General features: G+C 71.3%; 15 protein-coding genes. 8 read left to right on the top strand and 7 right to left on the bottom strand.

The window, feature by feature from the left end:
* Positions 1 to 151: 151 nt before the first annotated feature.
* Positions 152 to 631, top strand: a complete 480-nt coding sequence (locus tag AB0K82_RS05305) for a hypothetical protein (protein ID WP_364392980.1) — start codon at positions 152 to 154, stop codon at positions 629 to 631.
* A gap of 34 nt (positions 632 to 665) precedes the next feature.
* Here AB0K82_RS05305 and AB0K82_RS05300 read toward each other — a convergent pair whose 3' ends face one another.
* Positions 666 to 1,988, bottom strand: a complete 1,323-nt coding sequence (locus AB0K82_RS05300) for a xylan 1,4-beta-xylosidase (RefSeq protein ID WP_364392978.1) — start codon at positions 1,986 to 1,988, stop codon at positions 666 to 668.
* A gap of 11 nt (positions 1,989 to 1,999) precedes the next feature.
* Positions 2,000 to 3,262: a cytochrome P450 gene (locus tag AB0K82_RS05295; RefSeq protein WP_364392975.1), complete on the bottom strand. Its 1,263-nt coding sequence runs from the start codon at positions 3,260 to 3,262 to the stop codon at positions 2,000 to 2,002.
* A gap of 129 nt (positions 3,263 to 3,391) precedes the next feature.
* Here AB0K82_RS05295 and AB0K82_RS05290 point away from each other — a divergent pair, with 129 nt between their 5' ends.
* Positions 3,392 to 4,210 carry a mechanosensitive ion channel domain-containing protein gene (locus AB0K82_RS05290; protein WP_364392973.1) on the top strand — a complete coding sequence of 273 codons (819 nt, stop codon included), beginning with the start codon at positions 3,392 to 3,394 and terminating at the stop codon, positions 4,208 to 4,210.
* A 113-nt stretch (positions 4,211 to 4,323) separates the two neighbouring features.
* On the opposite strand, the gene AB0K82_RS05285 is transcribed toward AB0K82_RS05290, so the two are convergent.
* From AB0K82_RS05285 to AB0K82_RS05275, 3 genes are all read right to left on the bottom strand, one after another.
* Complete coding sequence (locus tag AB0K82_RS05285) at positions 4,324 to 5,622, bottom strand: serine/threonine-protein kinase (protein ID WP_364392970.1); 1,299 nt, start codon at positions 5,620 to 5,622, stop codon at positions 4,324 to 4,326.
* Between the two features lie 65 nt (positions 5,623 to 5,687).
* Positions 5,688 to 7,826: an aminodeoxychorismate synthase component I gene (gene pabB / locus AB0K82_RS05280; RefSeq protein WP_364392967.1), complete on the bottom strand. Its 2,139-nt coding sequence runs from the start codon at positions 7,824 to 7,826 to the stop codon at positions 5,688 to 5,690.
* 62 nt (positions 7,827 to 7,888) lie between these two features.
* The gene (locus AB0K82_RS05275; protein WP_364392965.1) at positions 7,889 to 8,797 is read right to left on the bottom strand and encodes a helix-turn-helix transcriptional regulator; all 909 of its coding nucleotides are present in this window, start codon (positions 8,795 to 8,797) and stop codon (positions 7,889 to 7,891) included.
* A 226-nt stretch (positions 8,798 to 9,023) separates the two neighbouring features.
* Here AB0K82_RS05275 and AB0K82_RS05270 point away from each other — a divergent pair, with 226 nt between their 5' ends.
* From AB0K82_RS05270 to AB0K82_RS05260, 3 genes are all read left to right on the top strand, one after another.
* Complete coding sequence (locus AB0K82_RS05270) at positions 9,024 to 9,794, top strand: SAM-dependent methyltransferase (protein ID WP_364393231.1); 771 nt, start codon at positions 9,024 to 9,026, stop codon at positions 9,792 to 9,794.
* Positions 9,795 to 10,840: 1,046 nt separating this feature from the next.
* Positions 10,841 to 11,485 carry an NlpC/P60 family protein gene (locus AB0K82_RS05265; protein ID WP_364392962.1) on the top strand — a complete coding sequence of 215 codons (645 nt, stop codon included), beginning with the start codon at positions 10,841 to 10,843 and terminating at the stop codon, positions 11,483 to 11,485.
* A gap of 438 nt (positions 11,486 to 11,923) precedes the next feature.
* A complete protein-coding gene (locus AB0K82_RS05260; RefSeq protein WP_364392959.1) occupies positions 11,924 to 12,643 on the top strand; it encodes a DUF6461 domain-containing protein in 720 nt (239 codons plus the stop codon).
* Between the two features lie 913 nt (positions 12,644 to 13,556).
* Here AB0K82_RS05260 and AB0K82_RS05255 read toward each other — a convergent pair.
* Positions 13,557 to 14,366 carry an SAM-dependent methyltransferase gene (locus AB0K82_RS05255; RefSeq protein WP_364392958.1) on the bottom strand — a complete coding sequence of 270 codons (810 nt, stop codon included), beginning with the start codon at positions 14,364 to 14,366 and terminating at the stop codon, positions 13,557 to 13,559.
* Positions 14,367 to 14,485: 119 nt separating this feature from the next.
* On the opposite strand from AB0K82_RS05255, the gene AB0K82_RS05250 reads away from it, so the two are divergent.
* The 3 genes from AB0K82_RS05250 (at position 14,486) to AB0K82_RS05240 (ending at position 17,022) form a co-directional block, all read left to right on the top strand.
* On the top strand, positions 14,486 to 14,755 hold the full coding sequence (locus AB0K82_RS05250; protein WP_364392956.1) for a hypothetical protein: 270 nt from the start codon (positions 14,486 to 14,488) through the stop codon (positions 14,753 to 14,755).
* Positions 14,756 to 14,772: 17 nt separating this feature from the next.
* Positions 14,773 to 16,110, top strand: a complete 1,338-nt coding sequence (locus tag AB0K82_RS05245; protein WP_364392953.1) for a UDP-glucose/GDP-mannose dehydrogenase family protein — start codon at positions 14,773 to 14,775, stop codon at positions 16,108 to 16,110.
* A 288-nt stretch (positions 16,111 to 16,398) separates the two neighbouring features.
* Positions 16,399 to 17,022 (top strand): hypothetical protein, encoded by a 624-nt coding sequence (locus AB0K82_RS05240; RefSeq protein ID WP_364392950.1) that lies wholly within the window; start codon positions 16,399 to 16,401, stop codon positions 17,020 to 17,022.
* Between the two features lie 93 nt (positions 17,023 to 17,115).
* Here the strand turns inward: AB0K82_RS05240 and AB0K82_RS05235 are convergent, their stop codons facing one another.
* Positions 17,116 to 19,428 carry an acylase gene (locus AB0K82_RS05235; RefSeq protein ID WP_364392947.1) on the bottom strand — a complete coding sequence of 771 codons (2,313 nt, stop codon included), beginning with the start codon at positions 19,426 to 19,428 and terminating at the stop codon, positions 17,116 to 17,118.
* Between the last annotated feature and the right edge of the window lie 114 nt (positions 19,429 to 19,542).

The following is a 19,542-nucleotide window of genomic DNA, read 5'->3' as shown; positions in this document are numbered from 1 at the left end:
AGCGAGCTGGCCGACTGGGCGGAGCTGCGCGAGACGGCCAAGCTGATCAAGGATCACACGATCGAGCACCTCGGCCACTCCGGCGCCCCTCTGACTCCGAGCCTCACGCGAGATCAGCCCGATTGTCCGTACTCGGCAGAAGGAGTTCGATGTGCTGACCAAGAAGAGCGCCGTAGTCGGCCTGCTGAGCACCGCGGCCGCAGCCGTGGTGTTCGCGGCGACGCCGGCGACCGCGCAGACCGGCCTCATCCGCGGTCCCGCCCGCGCGACCGCGGCACCGGCCGGCGCCGTCCCTGAGGGCACCGCGCCGGAGGGCGTCGCCCAGGGCACGACCGACCAGGTCACGGTGGTCCAGGGCGACCACCATCGCCGCCGGCACTTCCGGCACTACCGCCCGTATCGGCACTACCGCTACCGGCACTACCGGCACTACCGCCCGTACCGGCACTACCGCTACCGGCACTTCCGGCACTACCGCCCGTACCGGCACTACCGCTACCGGCACTTCCGGCACGGCGGCTTCCGCCACGGCGGGTTCCGGCACGGCGGGTTCCGGCACGGCGGGTTCCGCCACGGCGGGTTCCGGCACGGCGGGTTCCGGCACGGCGGCTTCGGCCACGGCAGGCGCTGAGCGGGATAGCTGAAACGACGATCGCCGGGCCGTCCTAGCGATCCAGCCAGCGGATCTCGTACGGAGCGAAGGTCAGATCCTCTCCGTCGATCCGGGTGCGGACCCGGCGGTCGCTCACGTTGACGGCGACCGCCTGCCGCGGCTGGGCGAGCACCCGCACCCGGGGGTCGGTCGACGACAGGCCGACCAGCCTCGTCCCCGCCGGGAACCACCGGGCGAAGTCCTGCAGGAGGGTCAGCATGCCCCCGGGCGCGCCGCCGTTCCGTGCGAGGGTGCTGATCCACAGGCAGCCCTGGCAGCGCGCGTCCTGGGCCTCGTTGTTCCAGTACAGGACGGTGGTGACGCCGGTCCTGGCCAGCTCGATGAGGGCCGCCGCGTTGATGGCGATCCGCTTGCTCTCGGTCCAGGGGAGGCTCTCCGGCTCGACGTAGTACTCGTCCCACCAGATCGGCAGGTTCGTCTTCGAGCGCAGCCAGGCGTTGATGGCGCCGAGCTTGTCCAGTGCGGTCACCTCGTCGGGGTAGACGTCCCGGTCGTCACTGGCCGTCGGCCCGTCCACGGCGATGAAGTCGGCGCCGTGCTTGTGCGCCAGCCAGTAGTCGACGGCGTCGATGACGCGCTGGTCGACGCTCCCCCACGGCCCGCGCACCGTGGACCGGTGGGTGTCCCCGACGAAGCTGTACATCGGGATGTACGGCCCGCCGACCCGGGCGTCGGGGTTCACCGCCTTCACCGCGTCGTAGACCGTGTTGTAGAAGTCGGTGAAGTCCTCGTACCGCCAGCGGCCGGCCTTGGTGTCGAAGAAGCCCTTGAGCTCGTTCCAGACGGCGAAGTAGTGCACGTCCGGATAGCGCCGGGCGACCGTGGCGGCCAGTTCGGCGTAGTCGCGGTAGTGGTCCCGGGTCGGGGCGACCTCGAGCCTGCTCCAGTCCGTCTGACCGGACTTGCCGCCCTTCATCCAGTCGGGGGCGCAGCACAGGGTGATGATGGGAACGCCGTGCGTCTTCCTGACGTACTCGATGCGCCGGTCGAGGGAGCGGAAGTCGAAGGTCCCGGGCGAGGGCTCCGGGTTGTCCGCGCCCCACCCCATGATGTGCTGGTTCTGCAGCACGGGCCGGCGCGCGATGGCGTTCGCCGCGGTGCCGCTGGCCGGGCCCTCGTCGGCGCTGTAGTCGGTGTGCGTGAAACCCCACACCGGCCAGTCGGTGACACCGGGCGCCCCCACCACGCCGATCGGTCGCGCCTCCTCCCCCTTCGAGGTGGCCGCGCGCTGAACCGCGAACCCGAGGGTCGCGATCAGCGCCACGAACAGGGTGGCGAAGACGATCAGCATGGGCAGGCGCGAGCGGAAGGCCACGACGATTCGCCTCAGATCTCGTACGGTAGGCGCTTGATCCCGTTGTCGAAGCCGGACAGCAGGTACTCCGGCTCGCCGGTCACCCGGATTCCCGGCACGCGCGTGAAGAGCTCCCGGAACATCGCGGTCAGCTCCCGCCGGGCGAGGTTCGCGCCCAGGCACAGGTGCGGCCCCGGGCCGCCGAAGCCGACGTGCGGGTTGGGGGTTCGCCCGATGTCGAAGACGTCCGGGTCGGCGAACACGCTCTCGTCCCGGTTCGCGGACACGTAGAACAGCACGACCTTGTCGCCCTTGCGGTAGGACTGCCCGTTCATCTCGTAGTCGCAGGTCAGCGTGCGCCGGAACTGCATGATCGGCGACACGTGGCGCACGATCTCCTCGATCGCCCCGCCGATCCGGCCGTCGAAGTCGGCGAGCAGCCGCGCCCGCTGGTCCGGATGCTCGCTGAACAGCCTGAGCCCGTGCGCGAGCGCGTTGCGGGTCGTCTCGTTCCCGGCCACGAGCAGCAGGTCGAAGAACGCGCCCAGTTCGCGCAGCGACAGGCGCTCGCCGTCGACGTCGGCGGTCACCAGCGCCGACACCAGGTCGTCGGCCGGTCGTCGGCGGCGCTCACGGCCCAGCCGCGCGACCAGGCGGTGCAGCACGACGATGGCCTTGAGGTTGCCCGCCAGGAGGCGCAGCGTGCGGAGCCGTACGACGTCGCCGCGGACCCCGGAGTACTCCGTCATGGCGTCCACGCAGGCGGCGACCTTCGCGTGGTCCCGCTCCGGAACGCCCATCATCGCGCAGATCACCTTGATGGGCAGGCGCGCCGCGACGTCGGTCACGAAGTCGCCCGACCGGCGCGCTAAAACGTCGTCGACGATCTCCCGGGCGGTCGCCGCGATGTGCTCGTCGATGCGGCCCAGCCGACGCGGGGTGAACGCGCGCGAGACGATCCGCCGCAGCCGGGCGTGGCGTGGATCGTCCATGTTCACCATGGGCCGCCCGAACAGCAGGACGATCCACGGCGGCGGCTCGGGCGAGGTGGCCGCCGGCTCGCTGCTGAAGACCTTGGCGTTCCGGCTGGCGTGCAAGACGTCGGCGTGACGTACGAGCGCGTAGAAGCCCCGCCCGTCCCGGACGAACGGCACCCGCTTCTCCTTGACGAACACGGGCCGGTCGTATGAGCGCAGGCGCGCGAAGGCGGCCAGTCGCTCCTCGGCGGGGCGCGCCCAGAACTCGAGTGCGGCGAGGTCGACGTCGTGGTCCTCGGCCCGGGTTCGCGCGCCCATGAGACCCCCATCGCGGTTCGCGTGTCACCTCCTTGGACGCTAACCCCTGCGACCGCGGTTGACGCGGTATCGGCCGGATCGTGCCATAGGATGCGCGCGATTCAGCCAACGGCCGTGAAGGGGGCGTGCGTGAACCAGGTCCATCTGGCCGATCAGGTCGCCAGGGTTCGCAGCCGGGCACGGCCGTGGCGCTCGATCATCGCGACGGTGCTGGCCGTCCTCGCGATGGCCGGGTCGATCCTCGCCCGCCAGCAGTCCCGGCCGCCCGGCCAGCGGCTGCCCTGGCAGCTCGCGGCCGTCGGGTGCGCGGCGGTGTTCTGCCTGCTGGCGTTCGCCGCGACGCTGGGCCTGTCCGGCCGGGCCCGGGATCTCATGCTGCCCCGCTTCGGGACCAGCCACGCCACGATGGTGCGGCTCGTCCTCGTGCTGATCGGCGGGCTCACGACCCTGGTGGTCACGCTGCAGTTGTTCGGTCTGCCCGTGGGGCAGCTCGTGCTCGGCGGCGCGCTGACCGGTGTGCTCGTCGGCATCGCGGCCCAGCAGACCCTCGCCAACCTCTTCGCGGGCATCATCCTGCTGCTGTCGAGGCCGTTCACCGTCGGCGACGAGGTACGGCTGTCGTCGGGCCCGCTGGGCGGGGAGTTCCAGGGCACGGTGCTGGAGATCGGCCTGACGTACGTCCGGCTCGAGTCCGAGGACGGCGACTACCACCTCCCGAACGCCCAGGTCCTGTCCGCCGCCGTCGGCCCGCCGGTGGCGAACCCCGACGCCGAGACCGCCCCGGCCACGCCCGGCGCCACGAGCACACCCGGCGGCACGGCGACTCCGGGCACGCCGGACGCGGTGGGCACGGCCGCCGTGGCCGGCATCGCCGCGCAGACCGCCGCCGACGAGTCCGCGGAAGGCACCGGCCGCGGCCCGGACGGAGGCGCGACTCCTCAGCGGTGAGCGCCGCACCCGGCCGGAACGGAGGCACGCCCCCCGGCGGTGAGCGCCGCACCCGGCCGAGACGGAGACGCGGCCCCCGGCGGTGAGCGCCGCGCCGCGGTCGCCGCGGGCGGTCAGTGGTGCTTGCCGTGTCCGGGCTTCTTGTGCTTCTTCGGCCGCGGTTTCGGGCGCGGCTTGGGCCGCTTCAGCGTGGCCTGCGCCTTGGGCCGGGACGTCCGATGGACGGGCGGCGACGGCCGGGAGGAGACCGGATGCGAGGTGACCGGCGCGGAGGACGACGGCGTGGCCGCGGGGTGGTGCGGGGACGTGGGGCGGGCGAACCAGCCCACTCCCCCCGCCAGCAGGGCGATCGCCAGCCCCCCGACCGCCAGCGGGAGCGCCCGGCGACGCCCGGCCGGCTCGTCGGCCGTCGGCATGGCCAGCACCTGGGTCGCACCGCCCGGCGGGTGACCCATCCCGGTGCCGCCCGGCGGGTGGCCCATCGCCGCGCCGACCGGGTACGACGGGGGCGTCGCCGCGCCGACCGGGTACTGCTGGGGCAGCGCGACCCCGTCCACCCGGGTCCCGCCGGCCACGGTGACGCCCGGGTCGGCGCGCAGCCGGGCCGCCCGCTCGGCGACCAGCGCCGCGCCGGCGGGCCGCATCGCGGGGTCCTTGACCGTCAGCGCGCGGACCAGGTCGCGCAGACCGAAGGGCACGGACGCCGGAAGCTCGGGCAGCGGGGTGTCTCGGTGCGCGACGAGCACGGCGGTCGCGGGTCCCTCGTAGGGCGGTCGCCCGGTGAGCATCTCGAAGGCGATGATGCCCACCGCGTACAGGTCGGTGGCGGCCGTCGCCTGCTTGCCCGTCGCCTGCTCCGGCGCGAGGTACAGCGGGGTGCCCATGAGCATGCCGGTCCGGGTCAGCGGAATGGCGTCCACGGCACGGGCGATCCCGAAGTCAGTGATCTTGATGGAGCCGTCGCGGCCCACCAGCAGGTTCCCGGGCTTGACGTCGCGGTGCACGAGCCCGGCGGCGTGCGCGACCGCCAGCGCGGTCGCGGCGGACACGATGATCTCGAGCACGCGATCCGGCGGCATCGGCGCGTCCCGGGCGATCGTCGCCGCGAGGGACTCGCCCTCCACGAACTCCATGACGAGGTACGGCGGCTCGTCGCCCCGGCCCTCGTCGTAGTCGAAGACCTGGGCGATGCCGGGGTGCGACAGGGCCGCGGCGTTGCGCGCCTCGAGGCGGAACCGCTGGCGGAACTCCGCGCTGTCGGCGTACTCGCCGCGCAGGAGCTTGACCGCGACCGGGCGGCCGAGGGCGGTGTCCTCCGCCCGCCAGACCTCACCCTGGCCGCCGACGGCGACGCGCTCGACCAAGCGGTACCGGTCGCCGAGCACCGTGGTGGGGCCGAATGTGATAGTCATCGTTCGCGCCACGATACCGACCCGAACCGCCATGATTCACTCACTTCGGTCGGCGCTCGGCGGGCTCAGCCGGCGTCGGGCGCGGTGCTCAGGCCCAGGGCGTCCGCCATCGCCCGGGACTTCACCAGCGTCTCCTCGAACTCCGCGGCCGGGTCGGACGCCGCCACGATCGCTCCGCCGACTCCGAAGCCGACCGTCTCGGGCGTGACCACGATCGTACGGATGACCATCCCCAGGTCGGCGGCGCCGCTGAGGGAGAACCAGCCGAGCGCGCCGGAGTAGACCCCGCGCGGGCCGTCCTCCAGCCGATCGATGATCTCCATGGTGCGCAGTTTCGGCGCCCCGGTCATCGAGCCGCCGGGGAACGCCGCCCGTACGCAGTCGACGGCGGATGCGCCGGGCCGCAGCACGCCCCGGACGGTCGACACGAGCTGGTGCACCGGGGCGTACGTCTCGACCGCGAACAGGCGCGGCACGTGCACCGAGCCCACCTCGCAGACGGCGCCGAGGTCGTTGCGGACCAGGTCGACGATCATCAGGTTCTCCGCCCGGTCCTTGGCGCTGGCGCGCAGCTCGCGGCGCAGGGCGGCGTCCTCCTCCGGCGTCGCGCCACGCGGCCGGGTGCCCTTGATCGGCTTGGACTCCACGACACGGTCTGCGCCGACGGACAGGAAGCGCTCGGGCGAGGCGCTGAGCACCGCGACGCCCGGGAAGTCCAGCAGCGCCCCGTACGGGACCGGGCTGACCCGGCGCAGGAACGCGTACGTCCGCAGCGGGTCGGCGGCCACGGGGGCGACGGCCATGTTGGTCAGGCAGATCTCGTACGACTCGCCGTCGTGGATCTCCCGGCCGCACTCGGCGATCCGTTTGAGATAGGCGTCCTCGCTGTGCCGCAGCTCGAACGGCAGGGCGGGCGCGCGGTCCGGCGCGGGCGGGCGCTCCCCCTCGGTGGGCAGGCGGCGTACGAGCGCCTCGGTCGCGTCGAGCCACGCGGCGGCGCGCGGGTCGTCGGCGCCCTCACCGAGACACAGCAGGAAGCAGGTGTGCTCCCGGTGGTCGAACACCAGCGCGCGGTCGGCGAAGAGCAGCGCCGCGTCCGGCGTCGGAGCGTCGTACGCGGCCGTGCCGCCGGTCTCGGCCTTCAGCTCGTACCCGAGGTAGCCGACGTAGCCCAGGTTGAAGTCGAACGGCAGCCGCTCGTCCGGCGGCAGGGCGCGTTCCCGGAGGCGGGCGTCGAGGCGGTCGAAGAACGGTCCCGGCAGGAGCTCCGCGGGCCGCCCCGGCCGCTCGACCCGTACGGTCCGCTCCCGCACCCGGTAGGTGACGAACTCCGCCAGCGGCCCCGTGCCGTCCCCCATGATCGAGAAGCGCGATCCGACGGCGGCCCCGGCCGCGCCGTCCAGCCAGAAGCTCCGCGGCCGACCCGCGAACAGCTCCCGGTAGGTGGTCTCCGGATCCGGCGCCCGATCGAGCCGCCGCACCTCGAGCCGGTACGGCGGCTCGGCCGATGCGGGGGCCGGATCCGGGCCGGCGCACGCCATCCGGACGGGCGAGTGGGGGCGGTGCCCGCCGAGGTCACGCGAACCGACGAGATTGCGGGAGCCTCCGAAGTCACGTGAGCCGGTGAGGTCACGTGAGCCGACGAGGTCGCGGAAGTTGGCGAGGAGCTCCCGGCCGTACTCGGTCCCGATCGACTCCGGATGGAACTGCACGCCCCACAGCGGCCGCTCCCGGTGGCGTACGCCCATGAGGACGTCATCGGGCGTCCACGCGAGCGGCTCAAGCTCCTCCGACAGCGCGGTCACGGCCAGCGAGTGGTAGCGGACGGCCGTGAACGGCGAGGGGAGCCCCGCGAACAGGTCCCGCCCGCCGTGGTGGATCGGCGACGCGAGGCCGTGCACCGGCTCGGGGGCGTACCCGACGGTGCCGCCGAACAGCTCGCACAACCCCTGGTGACCGAGGCAGACCCCGAGCACGGGCCGGTCCCAGTCGCGGATCGCGCGGGCGCTGACCCCGAAGTCCCGCACCCGGCCGGGACGCCCCGGACCGGGCGAGATCACCACGCCGTCGAAGTCGCGCGGGTCGAGCGAGGACCATTCGACGTCGTTGCGGACGACCACGGGCGGCCGTCCGTTCACCTCGGCCATCAGGTGGAAGAGGTTGTAGGTGAAGGAGTCGAAGTTATCGATCAGGAGTGTTCGCATCGAGCGCGGGACCTCTCAGTGGTGTCCGCGGAGCTCACCTCGAAGGATATGCGCCCCGGAACTCAGGTGTCGCGAAGGATCCGCTGGAGGATCTTGACGGACGCGTTGGGCGGCTCCGCCTCGATGACGACGCGGTTCAGCACGTGCCAGTAGTAGTCGACGTCGCTCGTCTTCGTGGCGTAGACGGCGTTCGTGAGCTGCTCGAGGTAGACGACGTCGGGGATGTCGTCCTCGGGGAAGCGCAGCAGTGTGATCGGGCCGCCCGCCGCGGCGTGGCCGCCGGCGCTGAACGGCATGACCTCGACGGTGACGTTCGGCAGCTCGGCGACCTCGAGGAGGTGGCGGAGCTGGGCGCGCATGACGTCCGCGCCGCCGATCGGACGGCGCAGCGCCGCCTCATCGATCACCGCCCAGAGCTTCGGCGGGTTCGGCCGGTGCAGCAGGAGCCGCTGCCGCTTCATCCGCAGCGCGACGCGCCGGTCGATGACGGCCTCGGACTGCTCGCGGTGCGCGAGACGGATGACCGCGCGGGCGTACTCCGGCGTCTGCAGCAGACCCGGGATGAACTGCACCTCGTACGTGCGGATGACGCTGGCGGCCTGCTCCAGCCCGAGGTAGTCCTCGAACCAGCGCGGGACCACGTCGGCGTACTCCCGCCACCACGGCGGTTCGGTGGCCAGCTCGGCGAGTTCGAGCAGGGTCGCGCGCTCGGCGCCGCCGTCCACGCCGTACAGCGTCAGCAGTTCGGAGACGTCGCGCTGCTTGAAACCCCGCCGCCCGAGCTCCAGGCGGCTGATCTTGGAGTGGGACGCCTGGATGGCCGCGCCGGCGCTCTGACAGGTGAGGCCGCGCGCCTCGCGCAGCCTGCGGAGCTGGGCGCCGACGAGCATCCGCAGCACCGTCGGACCGGCCTGGCGGTAGGCCAGCAGAGCGCTGTCGGCCACGCCACCAGCGAGGGGGCCAGTGACCATGCCGTTTACTCTCCGCTCCACAGTCGTCGCCGACACTGATCGCCTTCGAAGCCTCTCACGATAGCCTCGGCGGTGCGAACCGGATTGGACGGTTTGCCCTATGGCATCCCTCCAGCGGCATCGAGGAAAGGTCTTCCCCGTGACCGACGACGTGCACGCAATCGATCGGCAGCCCTCCGGAACCGACCGCGGACTCCCCGAACCCGACCGGCCGGCCCCACCGGACATCGACACGACCGTGCCCCACTCGGCGCGGATCTGGAACTACTGGCTCGGCGGGAAGGACAACTACCCCGTCGACCGGCAGGCCGGTGACGAGTTCACCGAGATCTTCCCGGGCATCGTCGACGCCGCCCGTGCCGTCCGGCACTTCCTGGCCCGCGCCGTGCGCCATCTGACGGAAGAGGCCGGGATCCGGCAGTTCCTCGACATCGGCACGGGCCTGCCGACCGTCGACAACACCCATGAGATCGCCCAGCGGGTCGCCCCGGAGTCGCGGATCGTCTACGTCGACAGCGACCCGCTCGTCCTTGCGCACGCCCGCGCCCTCCTGACCAGCACCGCCGAGGGCGCCACCGACTACATCGACGCGGACGTGCGCGACCCCGACCGCATCCTCGAGGCCGCCGCCCGCACCCTCGACCTGGGCCGCCCCGTCGGACTGATGCTGATGGGGATCATGGGTCACATCGACGATCGGGAGGACCCGTACGCGATCGTGCGTCGGCTGCTGGCCGCCCTGCCGTCCGGCAGCCACCTGGTGCTGAGCGACGGCACCGACACCGATCCCGAGCGCCGGGCGGCGCACCAGCGGTACAACCGCAGCGGCGCGGTGCCGTACCACCTGCGCTCCCCCGAGGACATCGCCCGCTTCTTCGAGGGCCTGGAGCTCCTGGAACCCGGCGTGGTCCCGGTCTCCCAGTGGCGCCCCGAACACAGCCCCTTCGGCCTCCCACCCCGAGTGGAGACGTTGGGCGGCATGGCCCGCAAACCCTGACCGCCCAACACCCGGCGCGGACGCCCGGCCGAAACCGCCCGGTCCCGACCGACCTCGAGGGTCAGAGCTTGGTTCGCCTTGTCATAGGGCGGCGTGAAGTCGTAGGACTCGTTCTCCTTGCCGTTGGGGTCTTGGGCGAGGATCGTCCAACCCGGTAATCGCCGGTTGAAGTCCTCGTTCTGGTAGAAGGCAGGCCCATCCTGCGGGGTAGGCGTCGGCTCCGGACACGTCGTGGGCGACGTACCAGGTGGCCGGGCCGGCAAGGCGTTCGGCGGCTCTGGCCGTGCCGTCGGCGACGGCGACGGTGGGGCCGGGATCGGGCACGGCCGCGTCGTGGGCGCCGGTCGGCCGGTGCCCTATGAGCAGGACCGTGGTCGTGCTGGCGATCGCCGCTGCGGCGACCGCGGCACCGGCGCGGCCCAGTACGGCCGACACCGTCGCGGGGCCGCCTCGGCCGCTGACCGTGCGGGGATGGGGGCGGCGGTTACCGCGGCCGGAGCGGTAACGGCGGCCGGAACGGTGACGGCGGTCGGAACGGTGACGGCGGTCGGGGCGATGACTCCGGCCGTGGTGGCGGTACGCTCGGCGGCCGCCTCCTGCCGCCACCGCTCCCACATCCGCCAGTCCCGAGGCCGGGAGGGCGGAACCGGTCCGTGTCGCCTGGCCCGATCCTGCAGCGTCTCCACCAGGAATCTGAAGGCGGTGGGATCGCTCGGCACGGCTTTGCCGGACATCCACTCCGAGAGTGTCGCGACGGCCAGCTTGACCGGGGGCCGCTGTTGCCGGGCCAGGTCCACCAGCCGACGGTAGGACGGCCGTCCGGCCGCCTCGTGCAACCGCCGCAGTTCGCCGGAGAGTCGGGCCGGCGCCTCACCCATTCCACGCCTCCCCTGTGTGACCATTCGGATGCGGACAGTTCCCGAACGCCATGGTAAAGCGCCGCTGAGCAGGCCGGACACTGTTCGCCCGAACAGGCGACGGTGGCCGGACTCCTACCGGCGCGGGCTGAATCGGAGCCGTCCGACCTCGAACCGAAGGGACGCACGATGCGCATCACGATCAGTGGCGCGGCAGCCGCCGCCGCGGTGACACTGCTCCTCACGACCCCGAGTGCCGCCTCGGCCATGACGCCGGCCTACGCCGGAGCGGCCGGCCTCAGCGCCCGGGCGGCACAGACTCAGGCGTGCGCCGACCACGGCCGCAACGACGGGCCGGCCGGCCCGACCGGTGGCAACGCCCAGGAAAGGATCGAACGGGTGGTCGCCGCCGCGACATCGATGACCGGCAGGGGCCTGTCCTACTCCTGGGGCGCCGGCGGAAAAGGCGGACCGTCCTGCGGAATCGCCGACGCGAGCCCAGGCGGCCACCACGACTACAACGTCCTCGGCTTCGACTGCTCCGGTCTGACCCTCTACGCCTTCTGGAAAGGCACCGGCCTCGACATCGGCAGCAGCTCTTCAGCGCAGTACCGCAACGGCACCAAGATCCCGCGAGACCAGATGCGGCGAGGCGACCTGATCTTCTGGAAGACCCACGCCGAGCACATCGTCCACGTCGCCCTGTACCTCGGAAACAACAAGATCATCGAAGCGGCGCCGCCGCGTGGCACGAACAGCGTCCACGTCACCGACCTGTACTCCAGCGGAGGCGGCGACGTGGTGACCGACCACGCCGTCCGCTACATCGGCTGACGCCACTCTCCTGCCGGAGGCGTGGCGAGCCTGCCCCTCCCTGAGCGACGGCCCCCGCCGACGGCGGGGGCCGTCCGCTTCTCGCACCACGACCGCCTCCCCGGCTTACGGTCATCCGGCCGGGTGCCGCACGCGCCGGCACCGCCGGGCGGTGACGACCACCATGGCGATCGGCTTCCTCGTTCCTGGTGTGGCGGTGCCGGGTCGTACCGAAGGCTCGGGACAGGTCCGCCCCCCCAGCGGAAATCTGGGCGCTTTGCCCCCTTCTCGAATCGTGGTTCCCGAGCATTCGGTACGCCGTGGCCGGTCCGCAGTGACGGTGCGGCGGACGGCGAGTCGGGTCGCGATGCCGACCGGTGGCCCTCATCCGGCAACCGGCGTTCCCAAGAAAGCGGCGATCCTCAGGAATGTCGGTGCCGTACTGAAGTATCAGCCGCCATGACTGCTTGTGCTGACGACTATGCCTGGTTCGATGACTATCGGCGCGGTTGGCTATCTGAGATGTACTGCCTCACCTTGATCAAGGACCTGACGCCCGTCGAGTTCCTGTCGCGGCTCGACGCCGAATTTCAAGGTGATTTCACGGGCATGGACGCCTTCGCCGCCCGGGACATGGAGTTTCAGGACAGCCAGGACCTGTACGGCGACTACATGCTCGTCGGTGCGGCACCGCTCCTCGGCCCCGACGGCCCTTGGACACTGGCCGTGGAGATCAACGGCACTGTAGGGACCGACGATCGGCTCATGGCCACGGCCTCGGCCGGAACCCGGATCGTCTCCCACTACCGCAACGTCAACGCCCTCACCCTTTTCCACTGGTGGGAAGACGGTGATCTGCGCACCTCCTTCGAACGGCCGCGCAGTCGGTCCGGCAGCACTCCCGACGCCCTCCTGTCCGCCATGAGCCGCGTCGGATACGGCCTCGGTGCCGACGGATCCGACCCGGGCGTCCCAGGAAAGTTCGCCCTCGCCGAGGAACTCACCGGTGTCCGGATCACCGCCGATCTGCTGGACGACGCCACCTACACCGCCGGCATCGTCACGATGCCCGTCCCGGAGTGGACCAGCATCACCATCGACATACCCGACGCCAACGGCGAGCGCATCGGCAAGAAGGTGACCAGGCAAGAGGTCGAACGTGCGATGCGTCATCCATGAAGCCGGGGCTGGGTCTCCATGCCCGCTGCTGCTCACGCGGTCGACTCGCGGCCAGATGCTGCTGATGGCGAGTCCGCGTGACGGCACGATCGGCTGCTGGGACGTCGCCTCCGGAGAAGAGCGGTGGCGTGTCACCGATGATTCGTTCAGCTTCAGCCTCACGGCGGTACGCCTTCCTCAGGGCCGGATGCTGCTGGCCTCGGGCGGTGAGGACGGGATCTGTCGGCGGGATGCGCTGACCGGTGACGCGCTGCCGAGCAACCTGTGCCCGGGCGGAACCATCTGGTCGGTGGCGTCCGGGACCGTGCCCGGTGGAGAATCGATGGCCACGGCAAGAGCGCGAGGATGCCTATCTCCAAAGAGACGAACGCCTGGAATCCCTCCCCGCTCATCCGGTCGAATCGGGCGAGCGCGGCGTCGACGAACAGGAGTTGATCCGTGTCGCCTCGCCTACCGGTGCAGCGTCCACAAGCGTCGATTCCTTGCCGTGTCAGACGCCTGTAGGAGAGATGGGCCACCAAAGCGTTGCGCTCTGCGGGGGTTGTCCGTCACGTCCGTGGTGTGGCGGTGCCGGGCCGTACCGAAGGCTCGGGAAAGGCCCGCCCGCGGTGGAGATATGGGCATTTTGCCCTCTGCCCGAATAGCGGTTTCCGAGCATTCCGTACGCCGTGGCCAGGTGCGCGGTAACGGCGCAGCGGGCGGCGCGCCTGGCCGTGGCACCGCCCGTACGGCGCGGCTGCGCTCACCTCGCCGTACGACGCCTGGTCACCCGCCGCCCCGCGCAGCCCGTGGACGATCTGCGCAAGCGCCTCGAGGTATGGCGGCAAGTGCGGCGCTGCCGGCCTTGAGCGCTGTCACTGGCGTCCACTGCGGTGAGAGCGCAGCGAACGCCAATGATGCGTCGGCCGACGGATCAGGGTTTGCGGCCGACGCCGCCGTACAGGGCGACGTCCTCATCGGGCGTCAGCGGTGACACCTCGGGCCGCCACAGCGGGCACGACACCATCCCGGGCTCGATGGGGTCGAGGCCGTCGAGGAAACCGGCGAGCTGCCGCGGGCTGCGCAGGTGGTACGGGACCGCGCCGGTGGTGTTGTACTGGCGGAGCGCCTCGCAGTAGGCCGGGTCCGTGTCGACCCCGTCGCGGACCGCGAGGAAGCTGCCGGGCGGCAGCGGGTCGAGCAGGCGGCGTACGATCGACCGCGCCTCGTCGTAGTCCTCCACGTGGGCGAGGATCCCCATGAGGATCACCGCGACGGGCCGGTCGAAGTCGAGGGTCCGGGCCGCCTCCGCCAGGATCTTCTCAGGCTCGCGCACGTCGGCGTGGATGTACTCCGTCGCCCCCTCGGGAAGTCCGGTCAACAGCGCCTCGGCGTGCGCGAGGACGAGCGGGTCGTTGTCCACGTAGACGACCCGCGAAGCGGGAGCCACCCGCTGCGCGACCTCGTGGGTGTTGTCCACGGTCGGCAGGCCGGTCCCGATGTCCAGGAACTGTCGGACGCCGGCCTCTTCGGCGAGGTACCGGACCACGCGGCCGAGGAAGTAACGGCCGATCCGCGCCAGGTCGACGATCTGCGGGAACAGCTCACGGACGCGGTCCCCGGCCTCCCGGTCCACCGGATAGTTGTCCTTGCCGCCCAGCCAGTAGCCGAAGATCCTCGCCGAGTGCGGCACCGAGGTGTCGATCTTGGGGCGCTCGGCCGGCGGGGACAGTTCATCAGACATCGACTCAACTCCTGCCAAAACGGTTAACCCCAACGCTGCGAACGTAACCCACGCACCGGGGTTCACTCCTCCATCGGCACGGCGCGGCCACAGGTGGCCGGAGGCGGCCGCCGGAACCGGTGGCGACCGGCGCGACGACTCTGGGTCGACGTGAAGGGCAACGGCTACGCGATCCGAGGCGACACCGGGACGAGGACCCCGCGGACGGTTTCCAGACCCACCGGATCGTCGAGGGGTGGGGTACCGGCACCATATTCCGTGGCAACAAGATCGACTTGGCGGGCGGCGACGGTGGCACCAACGACACGGCCGGCGGCAACACGATCCTCTGCGACAACGAGGTGAGCGACGGTCGGCTCACCGAGGACGGCACGTGCGTCAACAAGTGAACCAAGGAGACAACTGCATGAACCCGAAGCCGACCGAGCTGCCCCGGCTCACCGTGATCGGCACCGGTTACCTGGGGGCCACCCACGCGGTCTGCATGGCCGCCCTGGGGTACGAGGTCCTCGGCGTGGACGTCGACGAGAAGAAGATCGCCAAGCTGGCCTCCGGCGAGGTGCCCTTCTTCGAACCCGGCCTGCCCGAGCTCCTCAAAAAGGCCCTCGACTCCGGACGCCTCCGGTTCGGCACGTCGTTCGAGGAGGCGGCGGCGTTCGGCGATGTCCACTTCATCTGCGTCGGCACCCCGCAGCAGCCGGGCTCAGACGCCGCCGACCTGACGTACGTCGAGTCGGCCGTCCGCGAGCTCGCCCCGCACCTGGAGCGCCGCGCCCTCGTCGTCGGCAAGTCGACGGTGCCGGTCGGCACCGCGTACCGCCTCACCCACCTGGTGCAGGAGCTCGCGCCCGCCGGCACGGAGGTCGAGCTGGCGTGGAACCCGGAGTTCCTGCGTGAGGGCTTCGCCGTCGAGGACACGATGCGCCCCGACCGGCTCGTCTTCGGCGTCGCCACCGACTGGGCGAACGAGCGGCTGCGCGCGGCGTTCGCCCCGATTCTGGACCTGGGCACGCCCGTCGTCCGCACCGACCTGGCCACCGCCGAACTGGTCAAGGTCGCGGCGAACTCCTTCCTCGCCACCAAGATCTCCTACATCAACGCGATGGCCGAGGTCTGCGAGGCGGTCGGCGCCGACATCAAGGACCTGGCCGACTCGCTCGCCCTCGACGACCGCATCGGCGGGAAGTTCCTGCGCCCGGGCCTCGGCTTCGGCGGCGGCTGCCTGCCCAAGGACATCCGCGCCTTCGCGCACCGGGCCGAGGAGATCGGCGTGGGCCAGGCCGTGTCGTTCCTGCGGGAGGTCGACGCCATCAACCGCCGCCGCCGCGCCCGTACGGTCGACCTGGTGCGCGAGCTGCTCGGCGGCCGGCTCGCCGGAGCGAACATCGCGGCGTGGGGGGCGGCGTTCAAGCCCAACTCCGACGACATCCGCGACGCGCCCGCCCTCGACGTGGCCCGCACCATGCACGGCCTGGGCGGCTACGTCCGGGTGTTCGACCCGGCCGCGCTGGACAACGCCCGCCGCGCCTACCCGGAGCTCCGCTACGGCGACAGCGCCCTGGACGTCGCGCGCGACGCCGACATCGTGGTGCTGCTGACCGAGTGGGCCGAGTTCCGCGAGGTCGACCCCGCAGCGCTCGGCGAGGTCGTCCGGCACAAGCGGATCGTCGACGGCCGGCACGCCCTGGACGCCGACGCCTGGCGCGCCGCCGGCTGGGAGTACCGCGCCCTCGGCCGCAACTGACCCCGTGGCGGCGCGGCCGGTGCGCCGGTCGCGCCGCGCTTCTTCTCCGCCTTCACCGAGCATAAGGCCTCGTTCACGCATTAGAGCTGTATCGAAAACGTTGCGACCCACTGACGTATCGAGAAAAGTGATCGACGCGCGGCGCGCTGCAGACACATGCTGCACAACCACGCATGAACCAGTCCCGGTCGAGAACGGCTCGCCAGCCACTTACGACCCCTTGACTCGATTCTCAGAAGGGCGAACCGAATGAACATCGGTATTCTCCGATCACGCGCATGCCGGCGTGTGGTCGCCGGTTCGATCGCTGCGGCCGCGATCCTGCCGATGGCGGCCGGCACGGCCGCCGCGTCTTCCTCCGCGTCCAGCGCGTTCCCGCGCGAGGTCGTCACGGCTCTCGCACATCTGAAGGCCACCGGATCCCTCAGCCCCACCGACCGCGCCGCCCTCCTGCGGCACCCCGAGGTGGCCGCCCAGGTGATCGAACCGCAGGCGGACACCTCCCTCCACAAGACGGTCGCCTCACCCATCTCCACGGCGAAGGTCAAGACGGGGTGCAGGCCGGTCCAGGACCGGTACATCGTCTACAAGACCCTGCTGGGGTTCAAGGCGTTCGAATGGCACAACTACCTGTACTACTGCATTCAGAAGGGCGGAAAGATAAAGCGCGTCGAGCGCAAGACCTACCTCAAGAAGTCCGACGGGACGAATTACCGGTCCGGGTACAAGATCAACAGTGAGGTCGGAAACAAGACCGCGCATTACAGCTCCGCCTACGAGGAGGCGGTCAAGAACTGCATCGTCAATCCCAAGGGCGGTGCGCAGCTGTGCACGAGGATCAACTACCCGTACAGCAAGTTCGTCGTGAATGGTAAGACCGGCAAGGTCACCTACTACTTCCGTAAGGGCTGACCGGGACCTCCCGACGCCTCGCGCGGGATCAGGGTCGACCGAGCGCACGGCCGCGCCCGCCGAGAGGGTTCTCGGCGGGCGCCGCCGTGCGCGTCAGCCGGTGACGCGGGTCGTGCGGTATGCCGGATCGGAAGCGATCTCGGCGTCGGTGAACCGATCCTGGACCCACCGCTTGGCCGAGAACAGGCGGGTCTGGTCGGTGTGGTGCGGCGAGCTCGGGTTCGCCGACTCGGAGTAGGTGAGGATCGTCGACGCCCGTGGCCCGGCCGACGTGAGGGACACCGCTATGATGAAGCTCGAGCCGGAGGTCACGTCGGAGTAGGTGCCGTCGGCCTGGAGCGGCAGGCTCGCGGGGTAAATGGCGTTGAAGCAGCCCTCGCCGCCCGGGCAGCCGGGGATCGCGATCCCGGCGTACCGCTGCGCGGCGCCCAGCGGCTCGTCCAGCGGCACCTTCAGCGCCGTCATCCGCTGGACGGTGTCCGCGAGGGCACGGCCGACCCCCGGATCGGCGGTGTTCAGGTCGCGCGGCGTGGTCACCGGATGCGCGGGATCGAACGGCGTGCGGAACAGCCGTGACGCCGCCGCGGCGAAGAAGAACGCCCGCCACAGGACGGCGCCCTTGCTGCCGGTGTCGGTGCGCAGGTCCCAGTCCGCCAGGACCCGGCACGCGGCGCGTACGTCCACCGACGTTCCGTCGGTCGCGGTCAGCGTCGGATGGGCGCGGCAGTAGGCCACGAGTTGGTCGCGCAGCAGCTCGGCGCTCAGGTCACGATCACCGAGCATGGTTCGCCGCAGGCTCGCCAGGTCGAAGCCGCGCGGTCCGAGCCCGTCCGTTCCGGCCAGCCGCTGCTTCACCATGTCCAGGCCGAGCCGGGTCCGCAGCGACCGCTCGGTGCCCGTGTCCCCGAAGACCTGCGGGAACCCGGTCAGCGGCGCGTCCGGGTTGGTCAACCAGGGGCTGTTGTTCGAGTTGGTCACATAGTCCGTACGGGACAGGCGCGGCGTACGGGAGGGCCCGAAGATACCCGGCTCGATCGCGTCCGGGTCGCTGCCCCACGCGCAGCGGGACGTCGACCCGTCCAGCGCCAGCTCCGGGCCGTCGACCGCACAGGTCTTCAACTGGTCGTCGGTGACGTGCGGGGCGACCGACGCGTCGGCGTAGTACGCGTGCCCGGTCGAGTCCGCCGCGATCGTGTTGGTGAACGGGATGCCCTGGTAGGTGTCCTGCGCCTTCCGCAGCCGCGCGACGCTGTCGGCCTGGTCCATCGCGAGCCAGGTGTTCATCGCCCGTACGTTGCGCGCGTTGACGTCCCGGATCGCGTACGCGTTCGTGGTCGTCCAGCCGTCCGCGACCACGGGCCCGTACCGCGAGTCGTACAGCGTCCGGCTGACGCTGCTCAGCCGTCCGTCCTTACCGCGCACCTGGACCGTCACGGTCCGCTTGGTCATCGCCTCGCGATGCCCGTCCACGACGTACGACGTGGGGTCCCCGGGCACGAGCGTCAGCCGGTAGAACGTGGCCCGCGCGGCCGTCGAGACGGTGTGGCTCCAGGCGAGATGCTCGGTGTGCCCGATCTCGACGAGCGGCGTCCCGTACAGGGCGACGCCGCTGACGTTCAGCCGGCCGGGGATCGTGAGCTGCACCTGGTAGAACCGGCCGACGCCCGCCCACGGGAAGTGCGGGTTGGCCAGCACCATGCCGCCCGTGCCGCCGCGCGTCGCCTCCCGACCCAGCCCGTACGCGTTGCTGCCCGCGTCCGCCTTCGGCAGGACGGGCGGCTTCGTCCGCACCGCCTTGCCCGCCGTGGGCGGCGCGGCGTCGACGATCGGGCCGATGGCCTGCTCGGCGCCCTCGAGCTGCGTGACCTGGTACATGTCCCGGTAGACGTCCAGCTCCGTCATCGGCCGTACCCACGCGGCACCCCGGCACGTGGAGTCGGGGAGCCGGGAGACGCCGGTGTCGCGGAGGTAGCGGTTGTAGCCCGCGACATAGCCGCGGACGATGTCCCGCACCTCCCGCGTCGGCCCGAGCGGCGCGGGCTGCGCGATGAGCCGCCGTACGGTGCCGGACCGCAGCTCGGCCCGCTGGTACACGTCACTGGCGAGGTTCGACGTGCTCACCAGCGGATCGTCGGTCGCGGCGTCCGGCCCGAAGTACCGCGACCGCTCCCCGGCCAGCGTGACCAGGTGCGACGCCATGACGCACAGGTTGTCCTGGGCGAACGCGTACCCTTCCCCGAACCCGAGACCGGCGTAGTCGGCCGCCTTGACGTGCGGGATCCCGTACGCCGTCCGCCGGATCTCGGCCCGATAGGGCCCGGTTGGCGCGGCCCCCGCCGGTACGGCGACGGCCAGGGGGAGTGCGGTGAGCGATGCCACCGCGCATGTGACGAGCTTCCATCTCATGGAGATCACCTCGGCCTCATGATCCGGCCCGGTTGCTCCTTTTACATCGCCCCTGCGACGGGTTCCGCCTTCCCCCAACGGATGACCCCGCCCACCCGTCCACCCCAGGTCGTA

Origin of the sequence: Actinoallomurus sp. NPDC052274, from assembly GCF_040679475.1 — a bacterium.
Taxonomy (GTDB): Bacteria; Actinomycetota; Actinomycetes; order Streptosporangiales; family Streptosporangiaceae; genus Actinoallomurus; species Actinoallomurus liliacearum.
This window is presented reverse-complemented; position numbering and strand designations above follow the sequence as displayed.